Here is a 22,576-nt window from a genome sequence, read left to right as displayed (position 1 = left end):
CCATAGCCTGTTTTTATCAAAATTCAGACGGCTTTTGCGTGTGTGCCGCAGGGGCGCGGCAGGTGTTCACGGCATCGATGAAACGTAGGCCACCACGGCCTCGATGTCGGCATCCGACATCAGCTTGGTGTTGGGGGTCATGATGGAGTTGGCGCGCACCCCGGTGCCCGCGCGGTAGCGCTGCAGCGTCAGGCGCAGGTAGTCGGGCTGCTGCCCGGCGATGCGGGCGATTTGCTCATTGCCCCGCCCTCCGGTGCCATGGCAGCGAAAGCAGGTTTTCTCGAAATACTCCTGTCCCTTGGCGGCGAGCATGGGGTTGGCGGGGGTCTGGTGGGCCACTTGCTGCGCTGCATAGAACAGCACCATGCCGATTTTTTCGTCGCTGTTCATGGCGCGGATCATGCCTTCCATGAATTCGTTGCGGCGCCGGCCGTCGGCAAACTGCCGCATCTGCTCCAGCAGATAGGCGGGGTTCTGCCCGGCCAGGTTGGGAATGGAGGGCTTGGTGCTGGTGCCGCCCTCGCCATGGCAGTTGGCACACACGGCGGCCACCTTGCGGCCCACCTTGTAGAGGTCATCGGCCAGCTGGGGGCTGGTTTGTGCTTCCTTGAAGCGGGCGTCCAGGTCCACGTTGGCGGTGGCGCGTGCCTTGGCAGGCTGGGCCACCACGGGCTGGACCGCGAGTGCAGCCATCAATGCAGCCATCAATGCGGTCGTCAGTGCTGTGCGCTGGATCATGGAGGTAACCACTTTATTGAAAAGGTCATTTTAGACCTCCCTGCATGCCTGTGATTGCCGGAGAAGTGCGGTGAAGCCGGGGTTGGATCAAACGGTGTGCTTTTGGGGCCAGGCGGGCGCACCGGTTTTGTTGGTGCACCGGCTGCAGTCAGGGTGTCGCGGCCGTGCAGACAGTTTGGGGTGTTGTTCGTAAAATGGCCAGCGCAGGCTGTTACTGCCGTGGCCTGCAACGCCGCGTGGGATTCCCGCCCCAGAAAACCATGTGCGCCCGCAGGCCGCCTGCGGCATGGGCTGTTTTTCCCAACTTCTCCTCATCCTTTCTCTTTTGACGAACGCAGTCCTCCCGGGGGCTGGCTGTCGCTTCATTCAACACGTATGCAACGTCATTGGCCCCCGTTTGCCTGGGTGTGTTTTGCCATGTGTGTGGGGGTCATGGGCACCGCCCTGGCCAGCCCGCTGTATCCGCTGTACCAGGCGCACTGGGGCTTGCAGCCCAGCCACATCACCGGCATCTATGTGGCCTATATGTTCGGGGCGCTGGCCAGTCTGCTGTTTCTGGGGCGGCTGAGCGACCGGTTTGGTTTTTTGCCGGTGCTGCGCCATGGCCTGGTGCTGGTCACGGCCGGCGTGCTGCTGTCGGCGCTGGCCTGGAGCGTGGCATCGTTCGTGGTCAGCCGCGTGCTGATCGGCATTGCCTCGGGAATGATCACCACGTCGGCGTCGATCGGCCTCACGCAACTCAACCGCAGTCGCAATGTGATGCGCGCCTCGGCCATGACCAGTTTTGCCATGGCATTGGGTTTTGGCCTGGGGCCGCTGGTGGGCGGGGTGATGGCGCAGTGGGTGCCGCAGCCGCTGGTGACGGCCTATGCACCCAGCGTGGTGCTGGGGGGGCTGGCGATTTATGCATTGCACCAGGTGCAGCTGCCCCGCCCGGCTTCTGCCGCCGCGCCAGGGCGGTTTGCCTTGCATGACTGGCTGCCGCGCATCACGCTGCCGCAGCCCGCCCTGCGCCGCCCTTTTCTGATTGCCAGCCTGGGGGCGTTCAGCACCTTCGGCATCTTTGGCCTTTATGCATCGCTGGCACCGAGTTTCATGGCGCTCATGGTCCCCTGGCACGGGCCGGCCGTGAGTGGCCTGTCGATTGCCATGATCTTGTTTCTCTCTGCCGGCTTTCAGTGGCTGGCCCGGCCGGTGCACACCAAGACCTGCGCCATCGCGGGGCTGGGTTTGCTGGCGGTGTGCAATTTCTTGCTGATAGCCACCACCTACACCAATCTGCCGCTGCTGTTTGTGCTGAGCGTGCTCACCACGGCAGCGGGCCACGGTCTGGTCAACCTGGCGGGCATTGCCATCGTGAACAAAGTGGCTGGCCCGCAGAACCGGTCAGGGCTGTTGTCCACGTATCTGGTGGTGGGGTATCTGGGCACCATCGTGCCCATTCTGGGTGTGGGCTGGCTGTCGGACCACCTGGGCCTGACGGTGGCCATCGTGATTTTCTGTGGGGCAATGGCGCTGCTGACCGGCGCACTGGCCTGGCTGGCGCACCGCACCCCGGTGATCGAACAGGCCTGAGCGGGCTGCAGCGTGGTGCCGATGTGGTGCCGGCACGGTGGTGGCTGCGGGGCAGGGCCTTGGTGTCAGGCGCCACCCGTCGCACTGGCGCTGTGCAGCGGCGCGTGGATGGCGCGGGCATCCTGGGGGCGGACCACGCGCGCCATTTCCGTTCCATCGCGCAAAAACACCAGCGTGGGCCAGAGCTTCACGCCAAAACTGCGGCCCAGGCGCTGGCCGGGGCCGTCTTCCACCTTGACGTGGACCACATCAGGCCGGTCGCGCAGGGCCTGCTCGATGAGGGGCTGGGCGCGCTGGCAGTGGCCGCACCAGGGTGTGCCGAATTCGAGCACGGTGGTGCCGGGCAGGCTGTCCACCTCGGCGCGGGTGGGGGCTTGTGCAAGGTGCTGGGCGGCGTAGGGCATAGGTGCGAAGATTTCTGCAGAAATGCGAAGAGATCCATTGTGCTGCGCTTCACCCGCTCGGCGTGCAAGCGGCGCGTCCCCGGCCAGGGACGCCGAGCAAGGGCCGCCCCGCAGCGAGGGCGTCGTCCCCCTCTAGGGGAAGGCGCGAAGCGACACAGGGGGGTTAAATGACACCGTCAAACACCATCACATCCACGGCGTCACCCGGCGCCACGTTGCCCTGGCCGTGGTGCAGCACGATCAGGCCGTTGGCCTGCACCATGGAGCTGAGCACGCCCGAGCCCTGGTTGCCCGTGGTGCAGACCTGCAGCGTGCCGTCGGCTGCCGTGGTGACGGTGCCGCGCTGGTATTCGGTGCGGCCAGGTTTCTTGCGGATGGCTTCGGTGCTCACGGCGCGCAGCAGTGGCGGTGCGGCGCGGGTGCAGCCCATCATGCGCAGCAGGGCGGGGCGCACAAAGGCGAGAAAGGTCACCATCACCGCCACGGGGTTGCCAGGCAGGCCAAAAAGAACAGCGCCGCTTGCCGCTGACGCAGTATTGTTTTGATAGCTGCTTGCGCTTTCTGCATAAGGGCTAGAGGCACTTTTGGCTTGAAATCCTGCGCTGGCGATGCGCCCCACGGCCATGGGCCGGCCGGGGCGCATGGCGATGCGCCAGAAGGCCACGTCACCGAGCTGCTTCATCATGGTGCGCGTGTGGTCGGCCTCGCCCACGCTCACCCCGCCGCTGGTGATGATGGCGTCGGCCCTTTGCGCAGCATCGCGAAAGGCGGCCTCCAGCAGGGCGGGTTCGTCGCGCACCACGCCCAGGTCGATCACCTCCACGCCCAGGCGCGTGAGCAGGCCAAACACGGTGTAGCGGTTGCTGTCGTACACCGCGCCCTCGCGGGGCGGCTCGCCCAGGCTCAGGATTTCGTCGCCGGTGGAGAAATACGCCACGCGCAGGCGGCGGTACACAGTGATGGTTTTCAGGCCCAGACTGGCCACCAGGCCAAGAGCAGCGGGCGTCAGTAGCTCACCTTTGGATAGCGCTACGCCGCCTTCCATGAGATCTTCCCCCTTGAAGCGGCGGTTGTCACCCAGGCGCAGCACGTTGGCGGCGATGGTGATGTGCCCGTCGGCGCTGGTGGTGAACTCTTGCGGCACCACGGTGTCCAGGCCCGGGGGCATGATGGCGCCGGTCATGATCTTCAGGCACTCGCCTGCGCCCACAGCGCCAGTCCAGGCCTTGCCAGCCAGTGCGGTGCCCACCACGCGCAGCGTGAGCGGCTGACCCGCCACCAGTTGCGCGCCAGCCAACGCATAGCCATCCATGGCCGAGTTGTCGTGGGGCGGCACGCTCAGGGGCGAGACCACATCGCGGGCGAGCACGCGGCCCAGGGCCTCGAAAATGCCAAGCTCTTCGGTGGCTGTGACGGGCAGCGCCAGCCGTTCAAGAAAGGCCGACACCTGGTCGGCGCTGAGCGCCTGCGGGTCGTAACCCTGCAACTCGGCGGCAATCTGGGCAATGGATTTCATGGGAGAGTCAATACAGAAGGGGGAAGGAGCCGCACCATGTGCAGCTGGTCGTAACCTGCGCCCTGCACCACGATGGCACGGGGCAGCAAGCCCCAGGCGCGAAACCCGGCGCTCTCGTACAGGCGCACCACATGGTGGTTGGACGCGGTGACCGAGAGGGTCAACTGCTCCAGCCCGGCCACCTGCGTGGCCCGGTCAATGCAGGCGGCCAGCAGTTGATGCCCGATGCCGCGGCGCTGCGCGGCGGGCGCCACCATCATGCTGACCACCCTGGCACTGTGCCGCTGCTGGGGCAGCAATTCGCGCTCGGAGCCAATGCAGCCCAGCAAGGGGCCATCAGGGGCGAAGGCGCCCAGAAAAAAATGGCCCGATGCGGGGGCGCCAAAGCGCGGGGCGTAAGCGCTGGCGGGCCGGTTCACCGACGCGGCATGGTCCGAGCTGAAGGACTCGGGGGCGCAGTCAAGGGCTTCGTCCCGCAGCGATTTGTAGGGGTCTACGTCCGCAGCCGTCAGGGGGCGGATGAGCCAGGTCATGGCGCGCCAGAACCCTCAAGGCGGTGCAGCTCGGCCAGCGTGTTGGCGTTGAAGAACGCCAGCGGGTCATCGCCGGGCTGGTCAAACGGCACCACCACCTGGTGGTGCTGGGCGGTCCAGGCGTCAATCTTGCGGCCACCTGCCTGGGTGAAGGCAACCAGGCTTTCAAGCAGGTCCACGCGCAGCAGGCTGAAAACGGGCTGGGGGCGCACGGCGGTGCCGCCCGCGCCATCGTCTTCCGGGGCGGCGGCCATGGCAATGTCGGCGCCTGCCTGGTCGGCGGCAGCGGCCAGCCGCGCGGCCAGGTCCAGCGGAAACAGGGGCGTGTCGCAGGGCACGGTCAGCAGCCAGGGTGTTTCGCAGCGCTCCAGCCCGGTCAGAAAACCTGCCAGCGGGCCGGCATAGTCGGCCAGTACATCCGGCCAGACCGGTGCGCCAAAGGCCTCGTAGGCCGCCAGATTGCGGTTGGCATTGACCATGGTGGCGCCCACCTGCATCTGCAGGCGCATCAGCGTGTGCAGCGCCAGCGGCAGGCCGCGAAAGTTCTGCAGGCCCTTGTCGACGCCGCCCATGCGGGAGCCTCGGCCACCGGCGAGGACCAGGCCGGTGATGTCTTGGGTGTCAATCATGTTTTTGCGGGGTGTGTGCTATGAGCGCGTGCCAGGCCAGGGCAGCCCAGCAAGGGCCGCCCCGCAGCGAGGGCTGCGTTCCCCTCCCCGCGCGCAGCGCGAGAGGAGGGGGAAGGCGCCGAAGGCGACTCAGGGGGAGGTGTCACGTGCTATCCGCCGATGTAGCTCATCTCGACGCGCCGCGCTCCACCTTGCGTGGTATCCGCAGGCAGGCTGCTGCGCAGCTCCGAATAGCGGTCGGTGCGCTGCTGCCAGATGGGGGCGATGGCCGATGCAATGGCTTCGTCGGTGGCGCCGCCGCGCAGCAGCGTGCGCAGGTCGTAGCCCTGGGTGGCAAAGAGGCACAGGAAGAGCTTGCCTTCGGTGGACAGCCGCGCGCGGTTGCAGTCGTGGCAGAAAGCCTGGGTCACGCTGCTGATCACGCCCACTTCGCCCAGCGCCGGGTCGTGCTGGCCTTGCGCGTTGGTGTAGCCCCAGCGCTCGGCGGTTTCGCCGGGGTTGGTGGGGCTGAGCGGCACCAGCGGCAGCTCGGCGCGCAGGCGTGCAATGAGCTCGGCCGAGGGCAGCACTTCGTCCATGCGCCAGCCGTTGGTGGCGCCCACATCCATGAATTCAATGAAGCGCAGCGTGGTGCCCGTGCCGCGAAAATGCCGCGCCATGGGCAAGATCTCGTGGTCGTTGGTGCCGCGCTTGACCACCATGTTGACCTTGATGTGCGACAGGCCCGCTGCGTGCGCGGCCTCGATGCCCGCCAGCACATCGGCCACCGGAAAATTCACATCGTTCATGCGGCGAAACACCGCGTCGTCCAGGCCATCCAGGCTCACGGTGACACGGTTCAGGCCCGCATCCTTGAGCGCCCGCGCCTTGCGCGCCAGCAGCGAGCCATTGGTGGTGAGGGTGAGGTCGGGTGGCAGGCCGTCGACCGTGCGCAACTGGGCCAGTTGCGCCACCAGTTCTTCCAGGTTCTTGCGCAGCAGGGGCTCGCCCCCGGTCAGCCGGATCTTGCGCACGCCATGCGCCATGAAAAGTCGTGCCAGCCGCGTGATTTCTTCAAAGCTCAGCAGGGCGTTGTGCGGCAGGTAGGCGTGGTCCTTATCGAACACCTCCTTGGGCATGCAGTAGTTGCAGCGGAAGTTGCAGCGGTCGGTCACGCTGATGCGCAGGTCGCGCAGCGGGCGGCCCCGGGTGTCGGTCAGCAGCCCGGTGGGGGCGGCAGCCTGCGCGGGCACCTTGGCCGCCAAAGCGGCGATGCGTTGGTCCACCAGAGGAATCACACGTTCAGCCATGGCGTGATTCTGCCGCATCGGCCCCGCCATCGACGGCTTGCCCCTACCGGCGGGGTTGACACGCATCAACCGTGCGGGTCGGGAGGTGCGTTTTGCAAGTGTCCGGCGAATGGCACTTGCTTGACTTGGCTCATGGGGTGCACATGCCGCATCACAACAATCACGGGCACACAGTTTCAAGGATATGACATGACGAATGCGACATCGATAGCACAAGCGCTGCCCTGCCAGCGCCGGGTGGCCGTGCAGTGGGTGGCGGCAGGCATCCTGCTGCCCACCTGGGCCAACGGGGCGCAGGCGCAAGTTGCGCTGTCGGGGGCCATCAACCACGCGGGGCGTTTTCGTGCGCTGTCGCAGCGCATGGCCAAGGCGTATTGCCAGCAGCATCTGACGGTGATGCCTGCCGCCGCCGTGGATGTGATGGCCCATGCGCGCAAGCTGGTGCAGCAAGGCTCTGCCGAACTGGCGCGGGGCTCGCAGTCGGGCCAGTGGCCTGCCGATGTGGTGCGCCAGCTGGACGAAGTGCAAAAACAGTTTGCCTTGCTAGACGAGTTGACCGCGGTGCCCACGTCGCGGGCCGCCGTGGTGGCGGTGTCCGAGCAGTCCGACCGCACGCTGCTGGTGGCCCAGGCGGTCACCGAAGCGATCGAAAAAATGGCGCGGGTGGCCAGCGCGCGGCTGGTGAACCTGGCTGGGCGCCAGCGCATGCTGTCGCAGCGCATGGCCAAGAACTATTTTCTGGTGGCGGCCAAGGCCGACTCCAAGCTGGTGCTCGCGCAACTGGCGGCAGACGCCAACGATTTCCGGCAGGCCATGCAGTCCCTGGTGGCGGCACCGGTGTCCACGCCCGCCATTCGCGGCGAGCTGGAGCTGGCGGCCTCGCAGTGGGTGTTTTTTGAATCAGCCCTGCGTCGGCCCGCCGACGAGCAGGGCATGAGCGCGGTGGCCACCACCAGCGAACGCCTGCTGAGCGTGATGGACCGCCTCACCGGCCTCTACGAAGCCGCCTTGCGCGAAGTGCTGGGCTGACCACGCAGCGTGCAGCGTGGCGTGCCCGTGCGCAGGGTGTTACTCCAGCCAGCGCACGTTCTGCATGACTTCGTCAAAAAAGCTGCGCAGCGTTGACGTGCTCATGCTGTAAGGGTCGAAATCGACCGAACTGGAGTATTTGAGGAACAGTTGCCGGTTGGTGTCCAGCGAGGTCAGCAGCCCCATGGACCAGCTGGTAAAGCGCCGGTGCGGAATTTCACCAAAGTCGAGCACGGCAGTGTCGCGGTGGCGCGTGTCCTTGAGCAAGCGGTGGTACAGCGCATTCACCGCTGCGCGGTCACCTTCAAGCTGCTGCAAAAAGATGCCATGGTTCAGGCACAGCGCGCCCGTAATGCCCGTCCGGGCATTGTTGCGCTGCGATGCGCCCTGAATATCCTTGATGTCCGCAGGGCCCAGCACGCGCGCGGTGCGGCTGGCGTAAGTGAGTTGTATCAACATGTTTGTCTCCTGAGGGGCGCAGTTTCTCAGGTTCGGCGTACCAGGGTGCGTGGGTCCGCCAATGACCCTGCACTCCGCGCGCACGGTGTGCGCCGCCCGTATTTCGCAGGGTTTCAGGTGTCGGTCAGACGCAGCGGGCGCCGTCCACCTCGATGCACACGCCGCTGACAAAAGCCGCCTCGTCGCTGGCCAGGTACAGCGCGGCGTTGGCTACATCCAGCGCGGTTGAAAAACGGCCCAGGGGAATGGTGGCCAGAAACTTCGCACGGCGGGTTTCGTCCACCGGGCCGCCCGCAAACTCGGCGGCCAGTCCCGTGTCGGGGTTGAACACGGGGTTGATGCAGTTCACGCGGATGTTGTCGGGCCCCAGCTCGGCCGCCATGGACTTGCTGGTGGTAATGACGGCGCCCTTGGAGCCGTTGTACCAGGTCAGGCCCGGGCGAGGCCGCAGCCCGGCGGTGGAGGCAATGTTGATGAAACTGCCTCCACCGGCCTGGCGCATGGCCGGCACCGCGTGGATGGCCGAGAGGTAAATGCTTTTGACGTTGATGGCATAGACCTTGTCGAACTCTTCCTCGCTCACTTCGAGCATGGGGCGGTTGCGGTGCGTCCAGCCCGCGTTGTTGACCACCACATCCAGCCGGCCATGCAGGCGCAAGGCTTCATCGACCAGGGCCTTGACGTCGGCGGATTGCGTTACGTCGGCCTTGAAAAACGCCGCCGTACCGCCCGCAGCCATGATCTCGGCCACCACGCGCTGGCCACCGGCCTCGTTGATGTCGTTGACGATGACCTTGCCACCCTCGGCGGCCAGGCGCTTGGCAATGCCTTCGCCAATGCCGTTGCCAGCGCCGGTGACGATGATGGATTTGTGCTGCACGCGCATGGTGTTGTCTCCTGGCTGTTTAAATTTGATAGCAGCTTGCGCTTTATGGATAAGCGCTTGGGGCCATTTTCATATATTTTTTTTGCCCCATGACGCGCGCCAGGGCTACCGCCCGGTATGCGCGTCGGCCGTCGGGCTTTGTGTGGCGGCCTGGTCCACCGGCACTGCCAGACCGTCGGGGCTGCGGCGGTAGAACTGCGGAAAATACTCCTTCACACCGTTGCCATGGAAGTCCCAGCCGGTGCACTGGCCCAAGTGGCGGGGCGGCTCGTCCTCGTTGGCCGACGAAAACACGGCGGGCACCGACTGGAAAGCCGCCGTGGCCAGGTTGAACAGCAGCTCGCGCAGGTGCGTGCAACTGGCCACGCCGCCCAGGTTCTTCTGGATGGCCTGGCGCCAGCCGCGTGCCATGCTGCAGCCCACCATGGATTGCAGCGCGGGCTGGGCCTGGGGGCAGTCTTTGAGCGGGTGGGTGTCCATGGCCACGTCAATGGCCTGCACCACCAGCTGGCGGTTGACGGTAACGCGCAGCCACATGTGGTGGATGGGTTCACCGGCACGGCGCATGCCGGCATCGCGAAACGAGGGGGCGTCGTGCATCTTGCTGTCGTGCAACTCGCCTTCGATGTCCCACAACCCATCGTCGCGTTCATAGCCTTGGTAATTGACGCGGCGCTGGTGCCGGGCGGTGCGGGGGGCAGGGGGGCTCAGGGGCATGGAGAAGAAAAAACGTCGTGCAAAAGTGAAAGGGGAAGTGCAGAGGCAACCATGCTAGCGGCACACCGCCGCGCCGTCGTGCACCGGCGTGACAGGGCCTGCCGCAGTCAGCCGTGCTGAATGGCCACGGTTTTGAGCGTGGTGAAGCCATACAGCGCCTCCAGGCCCTTTTCGCGCCCGTAACCACTGGATTTGACGCCGCCAAAGGGCAGCTCCACACCGCCTGCAGCGCCGTAGTTGTTGATGAACACCTGTCCGCTGTGCACGCGCCGGGCCATGCGGAACTGGCGGCTGCCGTCGCGCGTCCAGATGCCCGCCACCAGCCCGAACTGCGTGGCGTTGGCCAGCGCCACAGCATGGTCTTCGTCCTGAAAGGCCATGGCCGACAGCACGGGGCCAAACACTTCTTCTTGCGCCAGACGGTGATCCACCGGCACATCGCGCAGCAGCGTGGGGGCCTGGTAAAAGCCGGTTTCGGGCGCCTCGTCCACGATCTGGCCCTGGGCCACCATGGGGATGCCGGCAACTTGCGCGTCTGACAAAAAGTCCCACACGCGCTGCTGCTGCGACTGGCGGATCAGCGGGCCCACATCCAGGTCCATGGCGGCGGGGCCCACGCGCAGCGCTTCAAAGGCAGTGCCCAGGCGCTCCAGCAGCGGCTCGTAGATCAGCGAGTCAATCAGCACGCGTGAGCCGGCCGAGCAGGTCTGCCCGGCGTTTTGCACGATGGCGTTGATGACCACCGGCACGGCAGCGTCCAGGTCGGCATCGGCAAAGATGATCTGGGGGCTTTTGCCGCCCAACTCCAGCGTCACCGGGCAGTGCCGCTCGGCGGCCACCTGTTGGATTTGCGTGCCAATTTTGGGGCTGCCCGTGAAGCTGATGTGGGCAATGCCCGGGTGGCGGGCCAGCGCGTCGCCCACTTCGTGGCCGTAGCCGGTGACGATGTTGAGCGCGCCCGACGGAAACCCCACTTCGGCCGCCAGCTGTGCCACGCGGATCAGGCTCAGGCACGCGTCTTCAGCGGGCTTGACCACGCACACATTGCCCGCCGCCAGAGCGCCGCCCACGCTGCGGCCAAAAATCTGCATGGGGTAGTTCCACGGAATGATGTGGCCCGTCACGCCATGGGGCTCGCGCCAGGTCAGCACGCTGTAGCCGTTGGGGTAAGGAATGGTCTCGCCGTGCAACTTGTCGCAGGCGCCCGCATAAAACTCGAAGTAGCGCGCCAGCGCCAGCGCATCGGCCCGCGCCTGTCTGGTGGGCTTGCCGCAGTCGCGCCGCTCCAGGGCGGTCAGCTCATCGGCGTGCTCCAGGATTTTTGCCGAGAGCTTTTGCAACAGGCGGCCCCGGTCGGCAGGCGCCATCTTTTGCCACACGGCGTGGTAGCACTGGCGCGCGGCATGCACGGCGGCATCGATGTCGTCGGCCGTGCCGCGCTGGATCTCGTCAAACGGCTGGCCGTCGGACGGGTCGATCACCGGGATGGTGCGGCCGGAGGCGGACGCAACGGAGGCGTTGGCGATGAAGTGCAGTTGCATGGCCAAATTGTGCGACAAAAACAATGTGTTCTTATGGTTTTTAGGCAAAAATGGCCTATAGCCCTTATGTATTAAGCGCTAGTAGCTATTAATACAGTAGCGTTTGGATGCGGTTTGCGCTGGGCGGCAGGTGGCGCAAGGGGGCCGCTAGCGGCCCAATAAGGCCAAAAAAAAGGCCCGCCGCAGCGAGCCTTTGAGGCCGTGGCGGTGCATCAGCCGCCGTGAAACTTGACCACCAGTGGCACGATGAGCAGCGCCACGATGTTGATGATCTTGATCAGCGGGTTGATGGCGGGGCCGGCGGTGTCCTTGTAGGGGTCGCCCACGGTGTCGCCCGTGACGGCGGCCTTGTGGGCCTCAGAGCCCTTACCGCCGTGGTGGCCGTCTTCGATGTATTTTTTGGCGTTGTCCCACGCCCCGCCGCCGGTGCACATGCTGATGGCCACGAAGAGGCCCGTAACGATGGTGCCCATCAGCAGGCCGCCCAGCGCCTTGGGGCCAAGCGCCAGGCCCACCACGATGGGCACCACCACGGGCAGCAGGCTGGGGATCACCATCTCCTTGATGGCGGCGGTGGTCAGCATGTCCACGGCCTTGCCGTATTCGGGCTTGGCCGTGCCTTCCATGATGCCGGGGATGTCGCGGAACTGGCGGCGCACTTCCACCACCACGGCGCCAGCGGCGCGGCCCACGGCCTCCATGGCCATGGCGCCGAACAGGTAGGGAATGAGGCCACCGATGAACAAGCCGACGATGACCAGCGGATCGCTCAGGTCAAAGCTGATGGCGCGGCCATAGCTTTCGAGCTTGTGCGTGTAGTCGGCAAACAGCACCAACGCGGCCAGGCCGGCCGAGCCAATGGCATAGCCCTTGGTTACGGCCTTGGTGGTGTTGCCCACGGCGTCCAGCGGGTCGGTGATGTCGCGCACGCTGCTGGGCAGCTCGGCCATTTCGGCAATGCCGCCGGCGTTGTCGGTGATGGGGCCATAGGCATCCAGCGCCACCACGATGCCCGCCATGCTCAGCATGGACATGGCCGCCACGGCAATGCCGTAAAGGCCTGCCAGCTGGTAGGCCGCCAGGATGGCCAGGCACACAAAAATCACCGGCCAGGCGGTGGACCGCATCGACACGCCCAGGCCCGCAATGATGTTGGTACCGTGGCCCGTGGTCGATGCCTGGGCGATGTGCTGCACGGGCGAGTATTGCGTGCCGGTGTAGAACTCGGTAATCCATACCAGCGCTGCCGTCAGCACCAGCCCGGTGGCGCACGCGCCAAACAGCTTCATCTGGCTGCCGGTGGCGGTGATGGCGTTGTCCGGCATGATCCAGATTGTCACGAAATAGAAGGCGATGAGTGACAGCACGCCCGCAATCGCCAGGCCCTTGTACAGCGCAGGCATCACGTTCTTCATGCCGGGCGAGGCCTTCACGAAGAAGCAGCCGATGATGGACGCAATGATGGACACGGCCCCCAGCGCCAGCGGGTACACCACGGCGTTGACGGGCGCGGTGGCCACCAGCAGCGCGCCCAGCACCATGGTGGCGATCAGCGTCACGGCGTAGGTTTCGAACAGGTCGGCTGCCATGCCGGCGCAGTCGCCCACGTTGTCGCCCACGTTGTCGGCAATCACCGCGGGGTTGCGCGGGTCGTCTTCAGGGATGCCCGCCTCGACCTTGCCCACCAGGTCGGCGCCCACATCGGCGCCCTTGGTGAAGATGCCGCCGCCCAGGCGCGCAAAGATCGAAATCAGCGACGAGCCGAACGCAAAGCCAATCAGCGGGTTGAGCAGATTGGCCAGGTTGGCCGTGGGCGTGAGATTGCCGTTGCCCGCCAGAAACCAGTAAAAGCCCGTGACGCCCAACAGGCCCAGCCCCACCACCAGCATGCCGGTGATGGCCCCGCCCCGGAACGCTACATCGAGCGCCGGGCCAATGCCGTGCGTGGCGGCCTGCGCTGTGCGCACGTTGGCGCGCACCGACACGTTCATGCCGATGAAGCCGCAGGCGCCCGAGAGCACCGCGCCCACCACAAAGCCCACGGCCGTCGTGCCGTCGAGAAAAATGCCGATGAGAACCGCCAGCACCACGCCGACGATGGCGATGGTCTTGTACTGGCGGGCGAGGTAGGCAGCAGCCCCGGCCTGGATGGCGGCGGCAATCTCCTGCATGCGGGCATTGCCGGGGTCCTTGGCAAGAATCCATCCCCGGGCCCAGATTCCATAGGCCACCGCAATCAATCCGCAAACCAGAGCCAGTATCAGAGGGGCAGTCAGCGCTGTATTTCCAGCCATTCGTCACTCCTTGAAGTATTGAGATGCACGGAAGGAAACACAACGCATCGGTGTGCTTCCGCTGCGTTGCTTCCTCGCGCTCTAGCGTACTGGAGTCGATTGGCCAACAGACCCAATTTACAGCCAAACGCCAGATTGCAAGCGGGCAGAAAGGGGTGTGTGCCTAAAATCAGGGTTAATCCCGACGCGTCGTGCTGCGTGGATTGTCTTCAATCAACTTTTCATACAAGACATGTCTCTCAACAACGTCCCCCCAGGCAAGAACGTTCCCGATACCTTCAATGTGGTCATCGAGATCCCGATGAACGCCGACCCTATCAAGTATGAAGTGGACAAGGAATCGGGCGCCATCTTCGTGGACCGTTTCATGACCACGGCCATGCACTACCCCACGAACTACGGCTATGTGCCGCAAACGCTGTCGGGCGACGGTGACCCGGTGGACGTGCTGGTGATCACGCCTTACCCCCTTCATCCCGGTGTGGTCGTGACTTGCCGCCCCCTGGGTATCCTGATGATGGAAGACGAAGCCGGCGTGGATGGCAAGGTCATTGCGGTGCCCACCTCCAAGATCCTGCCCATGTACGACCACTGGAAGACCATCGACGACGTGAACGCCATGCGCCGCAACGCCATCGCTCACTTCTTCGAGCACTACAAGGACCTGGAAAAAGGCAAGTGGGTCAAGGTGCTGGGCTGGGAAGGTATCGACTCGGCCAAGAAGGAAATCAGCGACGGCATCGCCAACTACCAAAAGAGCCTGGGTTGAGCCGGTTCAACCCCATTTTTGAATCAAATGACGCCGAAGCCCTTTACTAATAAGCGCTGACAGCTATCAAAATTAAAGCATGCACCCCAACGGGGTGCATGCTTTTTTTCTGGCCGGTGGGCAGCCTGGGGAATGCTGCCGCGTCGACCAGACGGCCAACGCAGCACCAAACGCCCGTGGCCCCCGCACGAAGTCCGTCCATACCGCGCCATCGATCCGCGCCACGCTGGCAACGGGGTAGTTGTGAGCAAATGCAACTGAAGACTGCTATGCTCTGCCGATATGCGCAGGCCCGGCGCAGTCGCCAGCCTGCCCGAACCGATGTTTTCAAGGATGCGCACATGATTTCTGCCCCCACTGCAACCCGTTCCGAGGCGTCTTCGCGCACCGCTGCCGCAGCCCGCGCGGCGGAATATCTGACCTTTCGCCTGGGGGAGGAGGAGTACGGCATCGATATCCTGCGGGTGCAGGAGATCCGCTCGTACGAGCAGCCCACGCGCATGGCGCATGCGCCCGACTTCATCAAGGGCGTGGTGGATTTGCGCGGGCGCATCGTTCCCATCGTGGATCTGCGCCTGAAACTGCACTGCCCCCAGGCCGATTACACCGATTTCACCGTGGTCATCATCCTGAACGTGGGTGGCACCGTGCTGGGTGCGGTGGTGGATGCCGTGGCCGATGTGGTAGCCCTCACGCCCGATGCCATCAAGCCGGCGCCACAGTTTGAAAGCCAGGTGGACTCGGCCTTTGTGACCGGCATTGCCACCGTGGGCGACCGCATGCTCATCATGATGGACATTGAATCCTTGCTGAGCAGCGCCGAAATGGGCCTGGTGGCCCAGGTCGCGCAGTAAGCGGCACCGGCGAATCAGCACGCCTTTTCTCGGGCCGCCCGGGTGTCGCGGCCCTCACTTCTTCAGCAGGGTGAAGGCCGGGCAACGCTGCGGCGGAGGGCAGGGCTGCCTCGCACAAAAAACCTGAATCGCTGATGCCCTGACGGTCGGTAACTGCCGCCGTGCAGCGGCAGAGCATTGCACGCTTTTTAGCGGCTTGCCCTGCGCCACCGTTGTGCTGTCAAAGTACTTTTTGCGCCGCAGAGCGTGTGGCGGATGTTGTGTTGGCGAGCGTCACGCATTAATATTCATGTAAAATGAATCTTATAAATTTCCGCTGCTTGCGTCGTTCCGGCGCAGCGGGCCGCACCGCATGAAACCCATCTCAACACCCGTCGTCTCCACCGCAGGCGTGGCTCCGGCCTCTGCTTTGCAGGGCTTGCCATTCCTGCGTCTGGGTTTTCGCCCGTTTTATCTGGGCGCGGCCTTTGTGGCGTGCCTGACCGTGCCGCTGTGGATAGCTTCCATGCTTGGGTGGCTTGCGCTCGATCTTCCGGTCGCTCCCCTGCTGTGGCACGCCCACGAAATGCTGTTCGGGTTTGCCGCCACCGTCATCATCGGGTTCTTGCTCACGGCCGTGAAGGCGTGGACAGGGCTGTCCACGCCGCGCGGTGCGTTGCTGGGGGCGCTGGCACTGCTCTGGCTTGCCGCCAGGGTGGCTGCCGTGGTGGCCCCCTATGCGGTCTATGCAGCGCTGGACATGGTCTTGCTGCCGGTGGTGGCGGGCATTTTGCTGGCGGTGCTGCTGCGGGCGCGCAACCGCCGCAATTTGCCGCTGATGGGGGTGCTGGTGCTGCTGTCGCTGGCCAATGTCGCGTTTCACCTGGCGGTCATGGGTGTCATCAGCCTGCCGCCCGTGCAGGCGCTGCATGCTGGCCTGGCGCTCATTGTGCTGATTGAATGCGTCATGGCCGGACGCGTGGTGCCGGCTTTCACCATGAGCGTGAACCCGGGGCTCAAGCTGCAGGCGCAGCGCCCGCTGGAACTCACCACCATGGCCGTCACGGCCATGGCGCTGGTGTCGTGGGTGTGTGCTCCTTTTGGCGTGGGCGCGGTCACGGCGGTGCTTGCCGGGCTGGCGGCGCTGCTGCACGGCGTGCGCATGTGGCGCTGGAAGCCCTGGATCACCCGCAACCGTCCCATCTTGTGGATTCTGCACGCGTCGTATGCCTGGATTCCTGTGGGCTTTGCTCTGCTGGCCTTGGCGCAACTGGGTGTTGTGGCCGTGTCGGCTGCGGTGCATGCCTTTGCCGTGGGTGTCACGGGGGGGCTGATCATCGGCATGATCACCCGCACGGCGCGCGGCCACACGGGTCGGCCGCTGCAGGCTTCCCGGCTGGAGGTGCTGGCCTATGGGCTGGTGATGGGCGCCGCTGTTTTGCGTGTCCTTGTGCCGCTGGCCGCACCGCAGTGGTATGCCGCCACACTGGTGGTGGCCGCGCTGGCCTGGTCCACGGCTTTTGCCATTTACCTGGGCCTCTTTACCCCCTGGCTGTTCCAGACCCGGCTGGACGGCAAGGACGGCTGATGGCGCTGTGCGCGGGCGGTGTTGTTGCAACGCCTTGCCAGCGCCTCAACGACTCAGCGCCGGGGCCGAGGTTGCCCGTCTGAATCATTTTTCGTTGCTCTTGTTCACTTTCCCTAGAAAGGCTTTGCCATGACTTCCACCCAGAATTCCGTCATCGATGTGCGTGAAATTGCGCCCCGCGAGCGCCACGCCCTGATTTTTGGCCGCTTCGATGCGCTGTTGCCCGGCGAGGCGCTGCAATTGGTCAACGACCATGATCCACAGCCCCTGCGCCAGCAATTCGAGGTCCGCTCTGCGGGCGCGTTCAAATGGGCTTATCTGCAGCAAGGCCCCGATCTGTGGCGTGTACGGATCAGCAAGACCGAGCCCGCCGCAGCCACGGGCGGTTCTTGCTGCTCGGGTGGCGCCTGCGGCGGCTGAGGCCCCGCAGCGTCGGCGGCGCGAGGCCGCCGGGTTTTGGCCCCGCCATTGTGTGAGGCGAGGTGTCAGGCCGCCCGAAACGGGCTGCGTGCCTGCAGATGGTCCAGATACTGCTCTACCCCCGCACCTTCGCGGGCCAGAAACCGGTCCACCGCATCCGCAAATGCCGGATGTGCCAGCCAGTGCATGCTGGTCGCCGGAACGGGCAGCAGGGCGCGGGCCATTTTGTGCTCGCCTTGCGCGCCGCCTTCGAATCGCTGCACGCCATGCGCAATGCACCATGCCAGGGGCTGGTAGTAGCAGGCTTCGAAATGGAGGCAGTCCACCCGCTCCAGCGCACCCCAGTAACGGCCGTAGGCGGTGCAGCCGGCATACTTTGAATGATATTGGCCTCTGGCGCTTGATGGCTGTGCGCTGATAGCTATCAAACTACTAGCAATTGGACGGCCTTCGCGCTCTGCAATAAACAGCAGCCAGTGTTCGGGCATGCGATCGGCCATCTGCTGAAAGAATGCCCGCGTGAGGTAGGGCGGGTTGCCGTGTTCCAGATAGGTGCGTTCGTAGCAACGGTAAAAGAAGTTCCAGTCGTCCGCAGTGATGTCAGCCCCCTGTGCCCAGCGAAAGGTGACACCTGCCTCGGCCACGCGCCGGCGTTCCTGGCGGAATTTCTTGCGCTTTTCCTGCGTGAGGTGCGCCAGAAAATCGTCGAAATCGCGGTAGGCAAGCGTTCCGGCTGCCGCCGAGCCGCTGTCGCAATGGCTTTCGACCGCTGCGAGGACGCTCTCTGTGGGCAGCAAAAACCCGCCCGTGCCGAGCGTGGGGGCCGCACCCGAGCCGCCGCCGGGCCGTCCCAAGGCGGCGAGAGCCCCCTCGGGGGGCAGCGAGGACACGTCAGTGCCGAGCGTGGGGGCCGCACCCGAGCCGCCGCCGGGCCGCCCCAAGGCGGCGAGAGCCCCCTCGGGGGGCAGCGAGGACACGTCAGTGCCGAGCGTGGGGGCCACATTCTTCCAATGAAACTGCACCGTATGCCGCAGCATCAGGCCTTCGCGGGCGCCGGTCAGCACATCGTCGTCGCTGGCGAACAGCACATGCAGTGACGAGATGCCCTCGTCCTCGCACCACTGGCACAGTGCCTGCACCAGCCCCTGGCGGGCTGCGGCGTCGCGCGCCATCAGCCGGGTGCCGGGCACGGGCGTGAAGGGCACCGCCACCACGGCCTTGGGGTAGTAGGGCACACCGTGTTGCTCGTAGGCACTGGCCCAGGCCCAGTCAAACACGTATTCGCCGTAAGAATGGCTTTTGAGGTACAGCGGGCAGGCTGCCACCAGCAGGTCGCCCTCCCACAGGGTCATGAACCGGGGTGTCCAGCCCGTGTGGGGAACAGCGCTCTCGCTCTCATGCAGGGCGGCCAGGTATTCGTGGCGCATGAACGGGGTGGGGTGCGATTGCAGTGCCAGCAGGGCGTTCCAGGCAGTGGCGTCCACCTCCAGGGGCGATGCCAGCACGCGCGCGATAATGGCGCCTTCAGCCATGCTGCCTCCGTGGACCACCGTTTTGCACGGGGCCGTTGTGGGCTGTGGTGGCGGTGTCCAACCCGGCTACAAAAGCCGATTCCAGTTCCATGATGCTCTCCATTTGCACCGCTCAGCTCAATTTTGTCGTGGGCGACATGCCCGGCAATGCGCAGAAAATCATCGCAGCCGCGCATGAAGCCCATGCGCAGGGCGCGCGTCTGTTGCTGACGCCCGAACTGGCCATCTGTGGCTACGCGGCAGAAGACCTGTTCCTGCGCCCCGCGTTTCTGGCGGCCTGTGATGATGCCGTGAAAACCGTGGCCCGCGAGACCGCGGGGTTGAATGGCCTTGCGATCGTTCTGGGCCATCCGCAAAAGCTGGCTGCCGGCGACCCGGCGTTCAGCCCGTGCCTGAATGCGGCCAGCGTGCTGCGGCATGGCCAGATCGAGCAGACCTATGCCAAGCGCGAGCTGCCCAATTACCAGGTGTTCGATGAGCGCCGCTATTTCGTTGCCGGCCAGTTGCCCTGCGTTTTCGAGGTGCAGGGCGTGCGGGTCGGGGTGCTGATCTGCGAAGACGCATGGTTTCCAGAGCCTGCACGCGCTGCTGCCAGCGCGGGGGCGCAGCTGCTGGCGGTGATTAATGCATCGCCCTTTCACCTGGGCAAGAGCGCCGAGCGCGAGCAGACCATGCGCGAGCGCGTGGCCGAGACCGGCCTGCCACTGGTCTATGCCCACCTGGTGGGCGGGCAGGACGAGGTGGTTTTTGAAGGCCGCTCGTTTGCCCTGAATGCAGATGGCTCGGTAGCGGGGCGCGCCCCAGGCTTCAAGGAAAAACTGGTGTTTGCGCATATCCGGCAAGCGCAAGCAGCTATCAAAATAGAAGCAAAGGTGGTGCCCGAGTGCAGCCTGGAAGCCGACCTGTGGGATGCGCTGGTGCTGGGCGTGCGCGACTATGTGGGCAAAAACGGCTTCCCGGGCGCCTTGCTGGGTTTGTCGGGCGGCATTGATTCGGCGCTGGTGCTGGCCATTGTGGTGGATGCCCTGGGCGCCGACAAGGTGCGCACGGTGATGATGCCGTCGCCCTACACGGCGGACATCAGCTGGATCGATGCGCGCGACATGGCCGAGCGCATGGGTGTGCGCCATGACGAAATCTCGATTGCGTCACAGTTCGAGGCCTTCAAGGCCGCGCTGGCGCCGCATTTTGCCGGCCGCGCCGAAGACACGACCGAAGAGAACCTGCAGGCGCGCATCCGCGGCATGCTGCTCATGGCCTTGTCGAACAAATTCGGGGCCATTGTGCTGACCACCGGCAACAAGAGTGAGCTGGCCACGGGCTACTGCACGCTGTACGGTGACATGGCCGGCGGCTTTGCGCCCATCAAGGACGTGGCCAAGACCCGGGTGTTTGCCCTGGCGCGCTGGCGCAATGCCCACGACCCGTATGGCACCGGGGCGAACCCCATCCCCGAGCGCATCATCACGCGCCCGCCCAGTGCCGAGTTGCGCCCCGACCAGAAAGACCAGGATAGTTTGCCGGCTTACGAGGTGCTCGATGCGATCGTGGCTCGCTACATGGAGAATGATGAACCGATAGAGTCCATCATTGCAGCCGGGTTTGAGCGCGCCGATGTCGAGCGCGTCACACGGCTGATCAAGCTCAACGAATACAAGCGCCGCCAGGCCCCTGTGGGCGTGCGCGTGACGCGCCGCAGCTTCGGCAAGGACTGGCGTTACCCTATCACCAGCAAATTCAGGGCCTGACGGGCATCCGCCAGGCCCGCCGCTTTTTTAATTCCCCCAGGAGACCCCCCATGAAAATGATCACCGCCGTCATCAAGCCCTTCAAGCTCGAAGAAGTCCGAGAAGCCTTGGCCGAATGTGGCGTGACCGGCCTCACCGTGACCGAGGTGAAGGGTTTTGGGCGCCAGAAAGGCCACACCGAGCTGTACCGCGGGGCGGAATATGTGGTTGATTTCCTGCCCAAGGTGAAGGTTGAGGTGGTGGTCAAAACCGAAGACCTGGAGCGCTGCGTGGACGCCATCGTCAATGTGGCGCGCACGGGCAAGATAGGGGACGGCAAGATTTTTGTGACGGCCGTGGAGCGCGTGGTGCGCATTCGCACCGGCGACCTGGATGACGCAGCGATCTGATCCGTGACGCTCCCCGCAGGCGCGCTGCGTAGCTCGCTGTACGCCTTGCGCGGTGGCCGATGCTGAGGTTTGCGCGACCGGGGGCTTTGGTTCTTAAATCACCGAGCGCAATGGCATGGATGCCTGATCGGGACCGGCCTCCTGCACCAGCGTGCGCAGCAGGGCCTCTACATCGGTGCTTGCGTGCAGAAGGTCCATTTGCCAATTGCCCATGAATCCGTTGGCCACGCTGGATTGCAAGAAGCCCAGCAAGCCGTCGTAATAGCCGGCCACATTGAGCAGGCCCAGCGGCTTGTCGTGATAGCCCAGCTGGCGCCAGGTCCACACTTCAAACAGCTCCTCAAAGGTTCCGATGCCGCCGGGTAGCGCAACAAAGGCGTTGCTGCGCTCCGCCATCATGGCTTTGCGCTCATGCATGGTCTGCACGATGTGCAACTCGTCGCACTGTTGGTTGGCCAGCTCCTTGTCGACCAGGGTTTGCGGTATCACGCCCACTACACGGCCACCGGCCAGGCGCGTGGCTTCGGCCACCGTGCCCATCAGGCCGCTGCGCCCGCCACCGTAGACGAGTTGGCCGCCATGCGAACCAATCCACTGGCCCACGGCCGCAGCCGCCTGGGCAAACGCCGCGCTCTCGCCGGGGCGCGAGCCACAGTACACACAGATCGAAAATGCGGGCTCAGCCATGAAGAAACCTTTGAAGAATGGCGGCAGACCAGATGCTGATGCACAGCAGCAGCGCCAGCAGTACGGCAGCGCTGCCCATGTCCTTGGCCCGTTTGGAGAGGTCGTGCCACTCGGGGCCGATGCGGTCGATGGCTGTCTCGATGCCGGTGTTGAGCAGTTCAACAATCATGACGATCACCACTGAACCCGCCAGCAGCGCCACTTCGACCCAGCCATGACCCAGCCAGAACGACAGCGGAACCAGGACGACGGCCGCAAGGGCCTCCTGGCGAAACGCTTTTTCGTTCCAGCCGGCACGCAGCCCTGCGATGGAGTAACCGGTGGCATGCCAGATGCGGTTCAGCCCGGACCGGGCCTTCTGGGGGTTGGCAGGTGCGTGGTGTGACGGGTCGGATGATTGCATGCCGCGATTGTCGGGGGAGGATGTGTCCGGAACGGGTCGGTCCGAACAGGGCTTACTTTTTTGCAGGTTCGTAGTGCACCAGGCGTGTGCCCGCCAGTGCGTCGTGCCAGAACTGCTGCTGTGGGTGAAAACGGCTCAACACCGCCCACACGGCGACCCAGCCCAGTACGATCACCGTGGCTTCACCGCCCGGCAGCGAAAAAGGTGCCAAAGCGGCCAACGGCGGCAGAAACCACAGCCAGGAACAAACGTAGCGCAGCAGTGCGCGCCGCTGGGTGAGCGGACGGCCATCGCGATCCACGACACGGATGTGCCAGGTCTTCATGGCCAGCGTCTGCCCCTTGGCCCAGAACCAGGTGAAGTAGATGCCAAACACCACGAACAGGAAGGCCTGCAGCGCGTGGCGGTTGTCCATGGCGTTGCGGGTCTGGCTCAGGGTGCCAAACAGGTAGCCGGCGATGAAGACCACGCCGAACATCAGGATGCCTTCGTACATCCAGCATGCCATGCGGCGGATCAGGCGGGGGGCTTGCAGATTCAGGGGTGCTGCCACAGCGGCAGGCAGTGCGTCAGGGGAGGGCAAGGCAGACATGCAAA

At 64.9% G+C, this 22,576-nt stretch carries 23 protein-coding genes; 8 read left to right on the top strand and 15 right to left on the bottom strand.

The annotated features are described in order from the left end of the window. Window positions 1-66: 66 nt before the first annotated feature. Window positions 67-738, bottom strand: coding sequence for a c-type cytochrome (locus B7Y64_RS03950; RefSeq protein ID WP_291326541.1), 672 nt, complete (start codon window positions 736-738; stop codon window positions 67-69). A gap of 417 nt (window positions 739-1,155) precedes the next feature. Between B7Y64_RS03950 and B7Y64_RS03945 the strand changes: the two genes are divergently transcribed. Then, window positions 1,156-2,313, top strand: a complete 1,158-nt coding sequence (locus B7Y64_RS03945; protein ID WP_291328421.1) for an MFS transporter — start codon at window positions 1,156-1,158, stop codon at window positions 2,311-2,313. Window positions 2,314-2,378: 65 nt separating this feature from the next. Here B7Y64_RS03945 and B7Y64_RS03940 read toward each other — a convergent pair whose 3' ends face one another. The 5 genes from B7Y64_RS03940 to moaA all read right to left on the bottom strand — a co-directional run bounded on the left by B7Y64_RS03940 (window position 2,379) and on the right by moaA (window position 6,684). Then, window positions 2,379-2,717, bottom strand: a complete 339-nt coding sequence (locus B7Y64_RS03940; protein WP_291328394.1) for a thioredoxin family protein — start codon at window positions 2,715-2,717, stop codon at window positions 2,379-2,381. 163 nt (window positions 2,718-2,880) lie between these two features. Beyond that, window positions 2,881-4,233: a molybdopterin molybdotransferase MoeA gene (locus tag B7Y64_RS03935; protein WP_291328392.1), complete on the bottom strand. Its 1,353-nt coding sequence runs from the start codon at window positions 4,231-4,233 to the stop codon at window positions 2,881-2,883. Continuing rightward, the gene (locus B7Y64_RS03930; RefSeq protein WP_291323874.1) at window positions 4,230-4,766 is read right to left on the bottom strand and encodes a GNAT family N-acetyltransferase; all 537 of its coding nucleotides are present in this window, start codon (window positions 4,764-4,766) and stop codon (window positions 4,230-4,232) included. Before B7Y64_RS03930 ends, B7Y64_RS03935 begins: the two co-directional genes overlap by 4 nt. Continuing rightward, entirely contained in the window at window positions 4,763-5,395 is a 633-nt protein-coding gene (gene mobA, locus B7Y64_RS03925) for a molybdenum cofactor guanylyltransferase MobA (RefSeq protein WP_291323875.1), read from the bottom strand. Before mobA ends, B7Y64_RS03930 begins: the two co-directional genes overlap by 4 nt. A gap of 149 nt (window positions 5,396-5,544) precedes the next feature. Beyond that, the gene (gene moaA / locus B7Y64_RS03920) at window positions 5,545-6,684 is read right to left on the bottom strand and encodes a GTP 3',8-cyclase MoaA (protein WP_024814705.1); all 1,140 of its coding nucleotides are present in this window, start codon (window positions 6,682-6,684) and stop codon (window positions 5,545-5,547) included. 189 nt (window positions 6,685-6,873) lie between these two features. Between moaA and B7Y64_RS03915 the strand changes: the two genes are divergently transcribed. Continuing rightward, window positions 6,874-7,713, top strand: coding sequence for a type IV pili methyl-accepting chemotaxis transducer N-terminal domain-containing protein (locus tag B7Y64_RS03915; RefSeq protein WP_291323876.1), 840 nt, complete (start codon window positions 6,874-6,876; stop codon window positions 7,711-7,713). A 39-nt stretch (window positions 7,714-7,752) separates the two neighbouring features. On the opposite strand, the gene B7Y64_RS03910 is transcribed toward B7Y64_RS03915, so the two are convergent. The 5 genes from B7Y64_RS03910 to B7Y64_RS03890 form a co-directional block, all read right to left on the bottom strand. After that, a complete protein-coding gene (locus B7Y64_RS03910; RefSeq protein ID WP_291328390.1) occupies window positions 7,753-8,172 on the bottom strand; it encodes a BLUF domain-containing protein in 420 nt (139 codons plus the stop codon). Between the two features lie 124 nt (window positions 8,173-8,296). Then, window positions 8,297-9,058 carry an SDR family oxidoreductase gene (locus B7Y64_RS03905; protein ID WP_024814708.1) on the bottom strand — a complete coding sequence of 254 codons (762 nt, stop codon included), beginning with the start codon at window positions 9,056-9,058 and terminating at the stop codon, window positions 8,297-8,299. A 105-nt stretch (window positions 9,059-9,163) separates the two neighbouring features. After that, on the bottom strand, window positions 9,164-9,775 hold the full coding sequence (locus B7Y64_RS03900) for a DUF2889 domain-containing protein (RefSeq protein WP_291323878.1): 612 nt from the start codon (window positions 9,773-9,775) through the stop codon (window positions 9,164-9,166). 107 nt (window positions 9,776-9,882) lie between these two features. Next, window positions 9,883-11,316: an aldehyde dehydrogenase family protein gene (locus B7Y64_RS03895; RefSeq protein WP_291323879.1), complete on the bottom strand. Its 1,434-nt coding sequence runs from the start codon at window positions 11,314-11,316 to the stop codon at window positions 9,883-9,885. 212 nt (window positions 11,317-11,528) lie between these two features. After that, the gene (locus B7Y64_RS03890) at window positions 11,529-13,610 is read right to left on the bottom strand and encodes a sodium-translocating pyrophosphatase (protein WP_291323880.1); all 2,082 of its coding nucleotides are present in this window, start codon (window positions 13,608-13,610) and stop codon (window positions 11,529-11,531) included. 232 nt (window positions 13,611-13,842) lie between these two features. Between B7Y64_RS03890 and ppa the strand changes: the two genes are divergently transcribed. The 4 genes from ppa (at window position 13,843) to B7Y64_RS03870 (ending at window position 17,220) form a co-directional block, all read left to right on the top strand. After that, complete coding sequence (gene ppa, locus B7Y64_RS03885; protein WP_024814712.1) at window positions 13,843-14,379, top strand: inorganic diphosphatase; 537 nt, start codon at window positions 13,843-13,845, stop codon at window positions 14,377-14,379. 341 nt (window positions 14,380-14,720) lie between these two features. Continuing rightward, a complete protein-coding gene (locus B7Y64_RS03880) occupies window positions 14,721-15,233 on the top strand; it encodes a chemotaxis protein CheW (RefSeq protein WP_111864390.1) in 513 nt (170 codons plus the stop codon). 352 nt (window positions 15,234-15,585) lie between these two features. Then, complete coding sequence (locus B7Y64_RS03875; RefSeq protein ID WP_291323881.1) at window positions 15,586-16,800, top strand: NnrS family protein; 1,215 nt, start codon at window positions 15,586-15,588, stop codon at window positions 16,798-16,800. 129 nt (window positions 16,801-16,929) lie between these two features. Further along, complete coding sequence (locus B7Y64_RS03870) at window positions 16,930-17,220, top strand: DUF2249 domain-containing protein (RefSeq protein ID WP_291323882.1); 291 nt, start codon at window positions 16,930-16,932, stop codon at window positions 17,218-17,220. A 65-nt stretch (window positions 17,221-17,285) separates the two neighbouring features. Here the strand turns inward: B7Y64_RS03870 and B7Y64_RS03865 are convergent, their stop codons facing one another. After that, window positions 17,286-18,752: a GNAT family N-acetyltransferase gene (locus B7Y64_RS03865; RefSeq protein WP_291323883.1), complete on the bottom strand. Its 1,467-nt coding sequence runs from the start codon at window positions 18,750-18,752 to the stop codon at window positions 17,286-17,288. An 89-nt stretch (window positions 18,753-18,841) separates the two neighbouring features. On the opposite strand from B7Y64_RS03865, the gene B7Y64_RS03860 reads away from it, so the two are divergent. Both B7Y64_RS03860 and B7Y64_RS03855 read left to right on the top strand, forming a co-directional pair. Continuing rightward, window positions 18,842-20,500, top strand: a complete 1,659-nt coding sequence (locus B7Y64_RS03860; RefSeq protein ID WP_291323884.1) for an NAD+ synthase — start codon at window positions 18,842-18,844, stop codon at window positions 20,498-20,500. 50 nt (window positions 20,501-20,550) lie between these two features. After that, entirely contained in the window at window positions 20,551-20,889 is a 339-nt protein-coding gene (locus B7Y64_RS03855; RefSeq protein ID WP_024814718.1) for a P-II family nitrogen regulator, read from the top strand. Between the two features lie 93 nt (window positions 20,890-20,982). Here B7Y64_RS03855 and B7Y64_RS03850 read toward each other — a convergent pair whose 3' ends face one another. Genes B7Y64_RS03850 through B7Y64_RS03840 form a run of 3 tightly spaced genes read right to left on the bottom strand, consistent with a single transcriptional unit; the run spans window position 20,983 to window position 22,571 of the window. Continuing rightward, entirely contained in the window at window positions 20,983-21,576 is a 594-nt protein-coding gene (locus tag B7Y64_RS03850; protein WP_024814719.1) for a TIGR00730 family Rossman fold protein, read from the bottom strand. Continuing rightward, window positions 21,569-21,979, bottom strand: a complete 411-nt coding sequence (locus tag B7Y64_RS03845) for a diacylglycerol kinase (protein WP_024814720.1) — start codon at window positions 21,977-21,979, stop codon at window positions 21,569-21,571. Before B7Y64_RS03845 ends, B7Y64_RS03850 begins: the two co-directional genes overlap by 8 nt. A gap of 52 nt (window positions 21,980-22,031) precedes the next feature. Continuing rightward, complete coding sequence (locus B7Y64_RS03840; protein WP_081739356.1) at window positions 22,032-22,571, bottom strand: RDD family protein; 540 nt, start codon at window positions 22,569-22,571, stop codon at window positions 22,032-22,034. Window positions 22,572-22,576: the final 5 nt, after the last annotated feature.

It is taken from the genome of Acidovorax sp. 35-64-16 (assembly GCF_002281195.1).
Classification (GTDB): domain Bacteria; phylum Pseudomonadota; class Gammaproteobacteria; order Burkholderiales; family Burkholderiaceae_C; genus Acidovorax; species Acidovorax defluvii.
Note: the sequence above shows the minus strand (reverse complement) of the source record. Positions and strands in the feature narration are given on the sequence as shown.

Bases quoted from the DNA above. Each gene is read 5' to 3' on its own strand.
- B7Y64_RS03850 (WP_024814719.1), bottom strand. From the start codon at position 21,576: ATGGCTGAGCCCGCATTTTCGATCTGTGTGTACTGTGGCTCGCGCCCC.
- B7Y64_RS03910 (WP_291328390.1), bottom strand. From the start codon at position 8,172: ATGTTGATACAACTCACTTACGCCAGCCGCACCGCGCGCGTGCTGGGC.
- B7Y64_RS03870 (WP_291323882.1), top strand. From the start codon at position 16,930: ATGACTTCCACCCAGAATTCCGTCATCGATGTGCGTGAAATTGCGCCC.
- B7Y64_RS03890 (WP_291323880.1), bottom strand. From the start codon at position 13,610: ATGGCTGGAAATACAGCGCTGACTGCCCCTCTGATACTGGCTCTGGTT.
- B7Y64_RS03900 (WP_291323878.1), bottom strand. From the start codon at position 9,775: ATGCCCCTGAGCCCCCCTGCCCCCCGCACCGCCCGGCACCAGCGCCGC.
- B7Y64_RS03845 (WP_024814720.1), bottom strand. From the start codon at position 21,979: ATGCAATCATCCGACCCGTCACACCACGCACCTGCCAACCCCCAGAAG.
- B7Y64_RS03895 (WP_291323879.1), bottom strand. From the start codon at position 11,316: ATGCAACTGCACTTCATCGCCAACGCCTCCGTTGCGTCCGCCTCCGGC.
- B7Y64_RS03935 (WP_291328392.1), bottom strand. From the start codon at position 4,233: ATGAAATCCATTGCCCAGATTGCCGCCGAGTTGCAGGGTTACGACCCG.
- B7Y64_RS03905 (WP_024814708.1), bottom strand. From the start codon at position 9,058: ATGCGCGTGCAGCACAAATCCATCATCGTCACCGGCGCTGGCAACGGC.
- moaA (WP_024814705.1), bottom strand. From the start codon at position 6,684: ATGGCTGAACGTGTGATTCCTCTGGTGGACCAACGCATCGCCGCTTTG.
- B7Y64_RS03875 (WP_291323881.1), top strand. From the start codon at position 15,586: ATGAAACCCATCTCAACACCCGTCGTCTCCACCGCAGGCGTGGCTCCG.
- B7Y64_RS03855 (WP_024814718.1), top strand. From the start codon at position 20,551: ATGAAAATGATCACCGCCGTCATCAAGCCCTTCAAGCTCGAAGAAGTC.
- B7Y64_RS03950 (WP_291326541.1), bottom strand. From the start codon at position 738: ATGATCCAGCGCACAGCACTGACGACCGCATTGATGGCTGCATTGATG.
- ppa (WP_024814712.1), top strand. From the start codon at position 13,843: ATGTCTCTCAACAACGTCCCCCCAGGCAAGAACGTTCCCGATACCTTC.
- mobA (WP_291323875.1), bottom strand. From the start codon at position 5,395: ATGATTGACACCCAAGACATCACCGGCCTGGTCCTCGCCGGTGGCCGA.
- B7Y64_RS03880 (WP_111864390.1), top strand. From the start codon at position 14,721: ATGATTTCTGCCCCCACTGCAACCCGTTCCGAGGCGTCTTCGCGCACC.
- B7Y64_RS03840 (WP_081739356.1), bottom strand. From the start codon at position 22,571: ATGTCTGCCTTGCCCTCCCCTGACGCACTGCCTGCCGCTGTGGCAGCA.
- B7Y64_RS03945 (WP_291328421.1), top strand. From the start codon at position 1,156: ATGTGTGTGGGGGTCATGGGCACCGCCCTGGCCAGCCCGCTGTATCCG.
- B7Y64_RS03940 (WP_291328394.1), bottom strand. From the start codon at position 2,717: ATGCCCTACGCCGCCCAGCACCTTGCACAAGCCCCCACCCGCGCCGAG.
- B7Y64_RS03860 (WP_291323884.1), top strand. From the start codon at position 18,842: ATGATGCTCTCCATTTGCACCGCTCAGCTCAATTTTGTCGTGGGCGAC.
- B7Y64_RS03930 (WP_291323874.1), bottom strand. From the start codon at position 4,766: ATGACCTGGCTCATCCGCCCCCTGACGGCTGCGGACGTAGACCCCTAC.
- B7Y64_RS03865 (WP_291323883.1), bottom strand. From the start codon at position 18,752: ATGGCTGAAGGCGCCATTATCGCGCGCGTGCTGGCATCGCCCCTGGAG.
- B7Y64_RS03915 (WP_291323876.1), top strand. From the start codon at position 6,874: ATGACGAATGCGACATCGATAGCACAAGCGCTGCCCTGCCAGCGCCGG.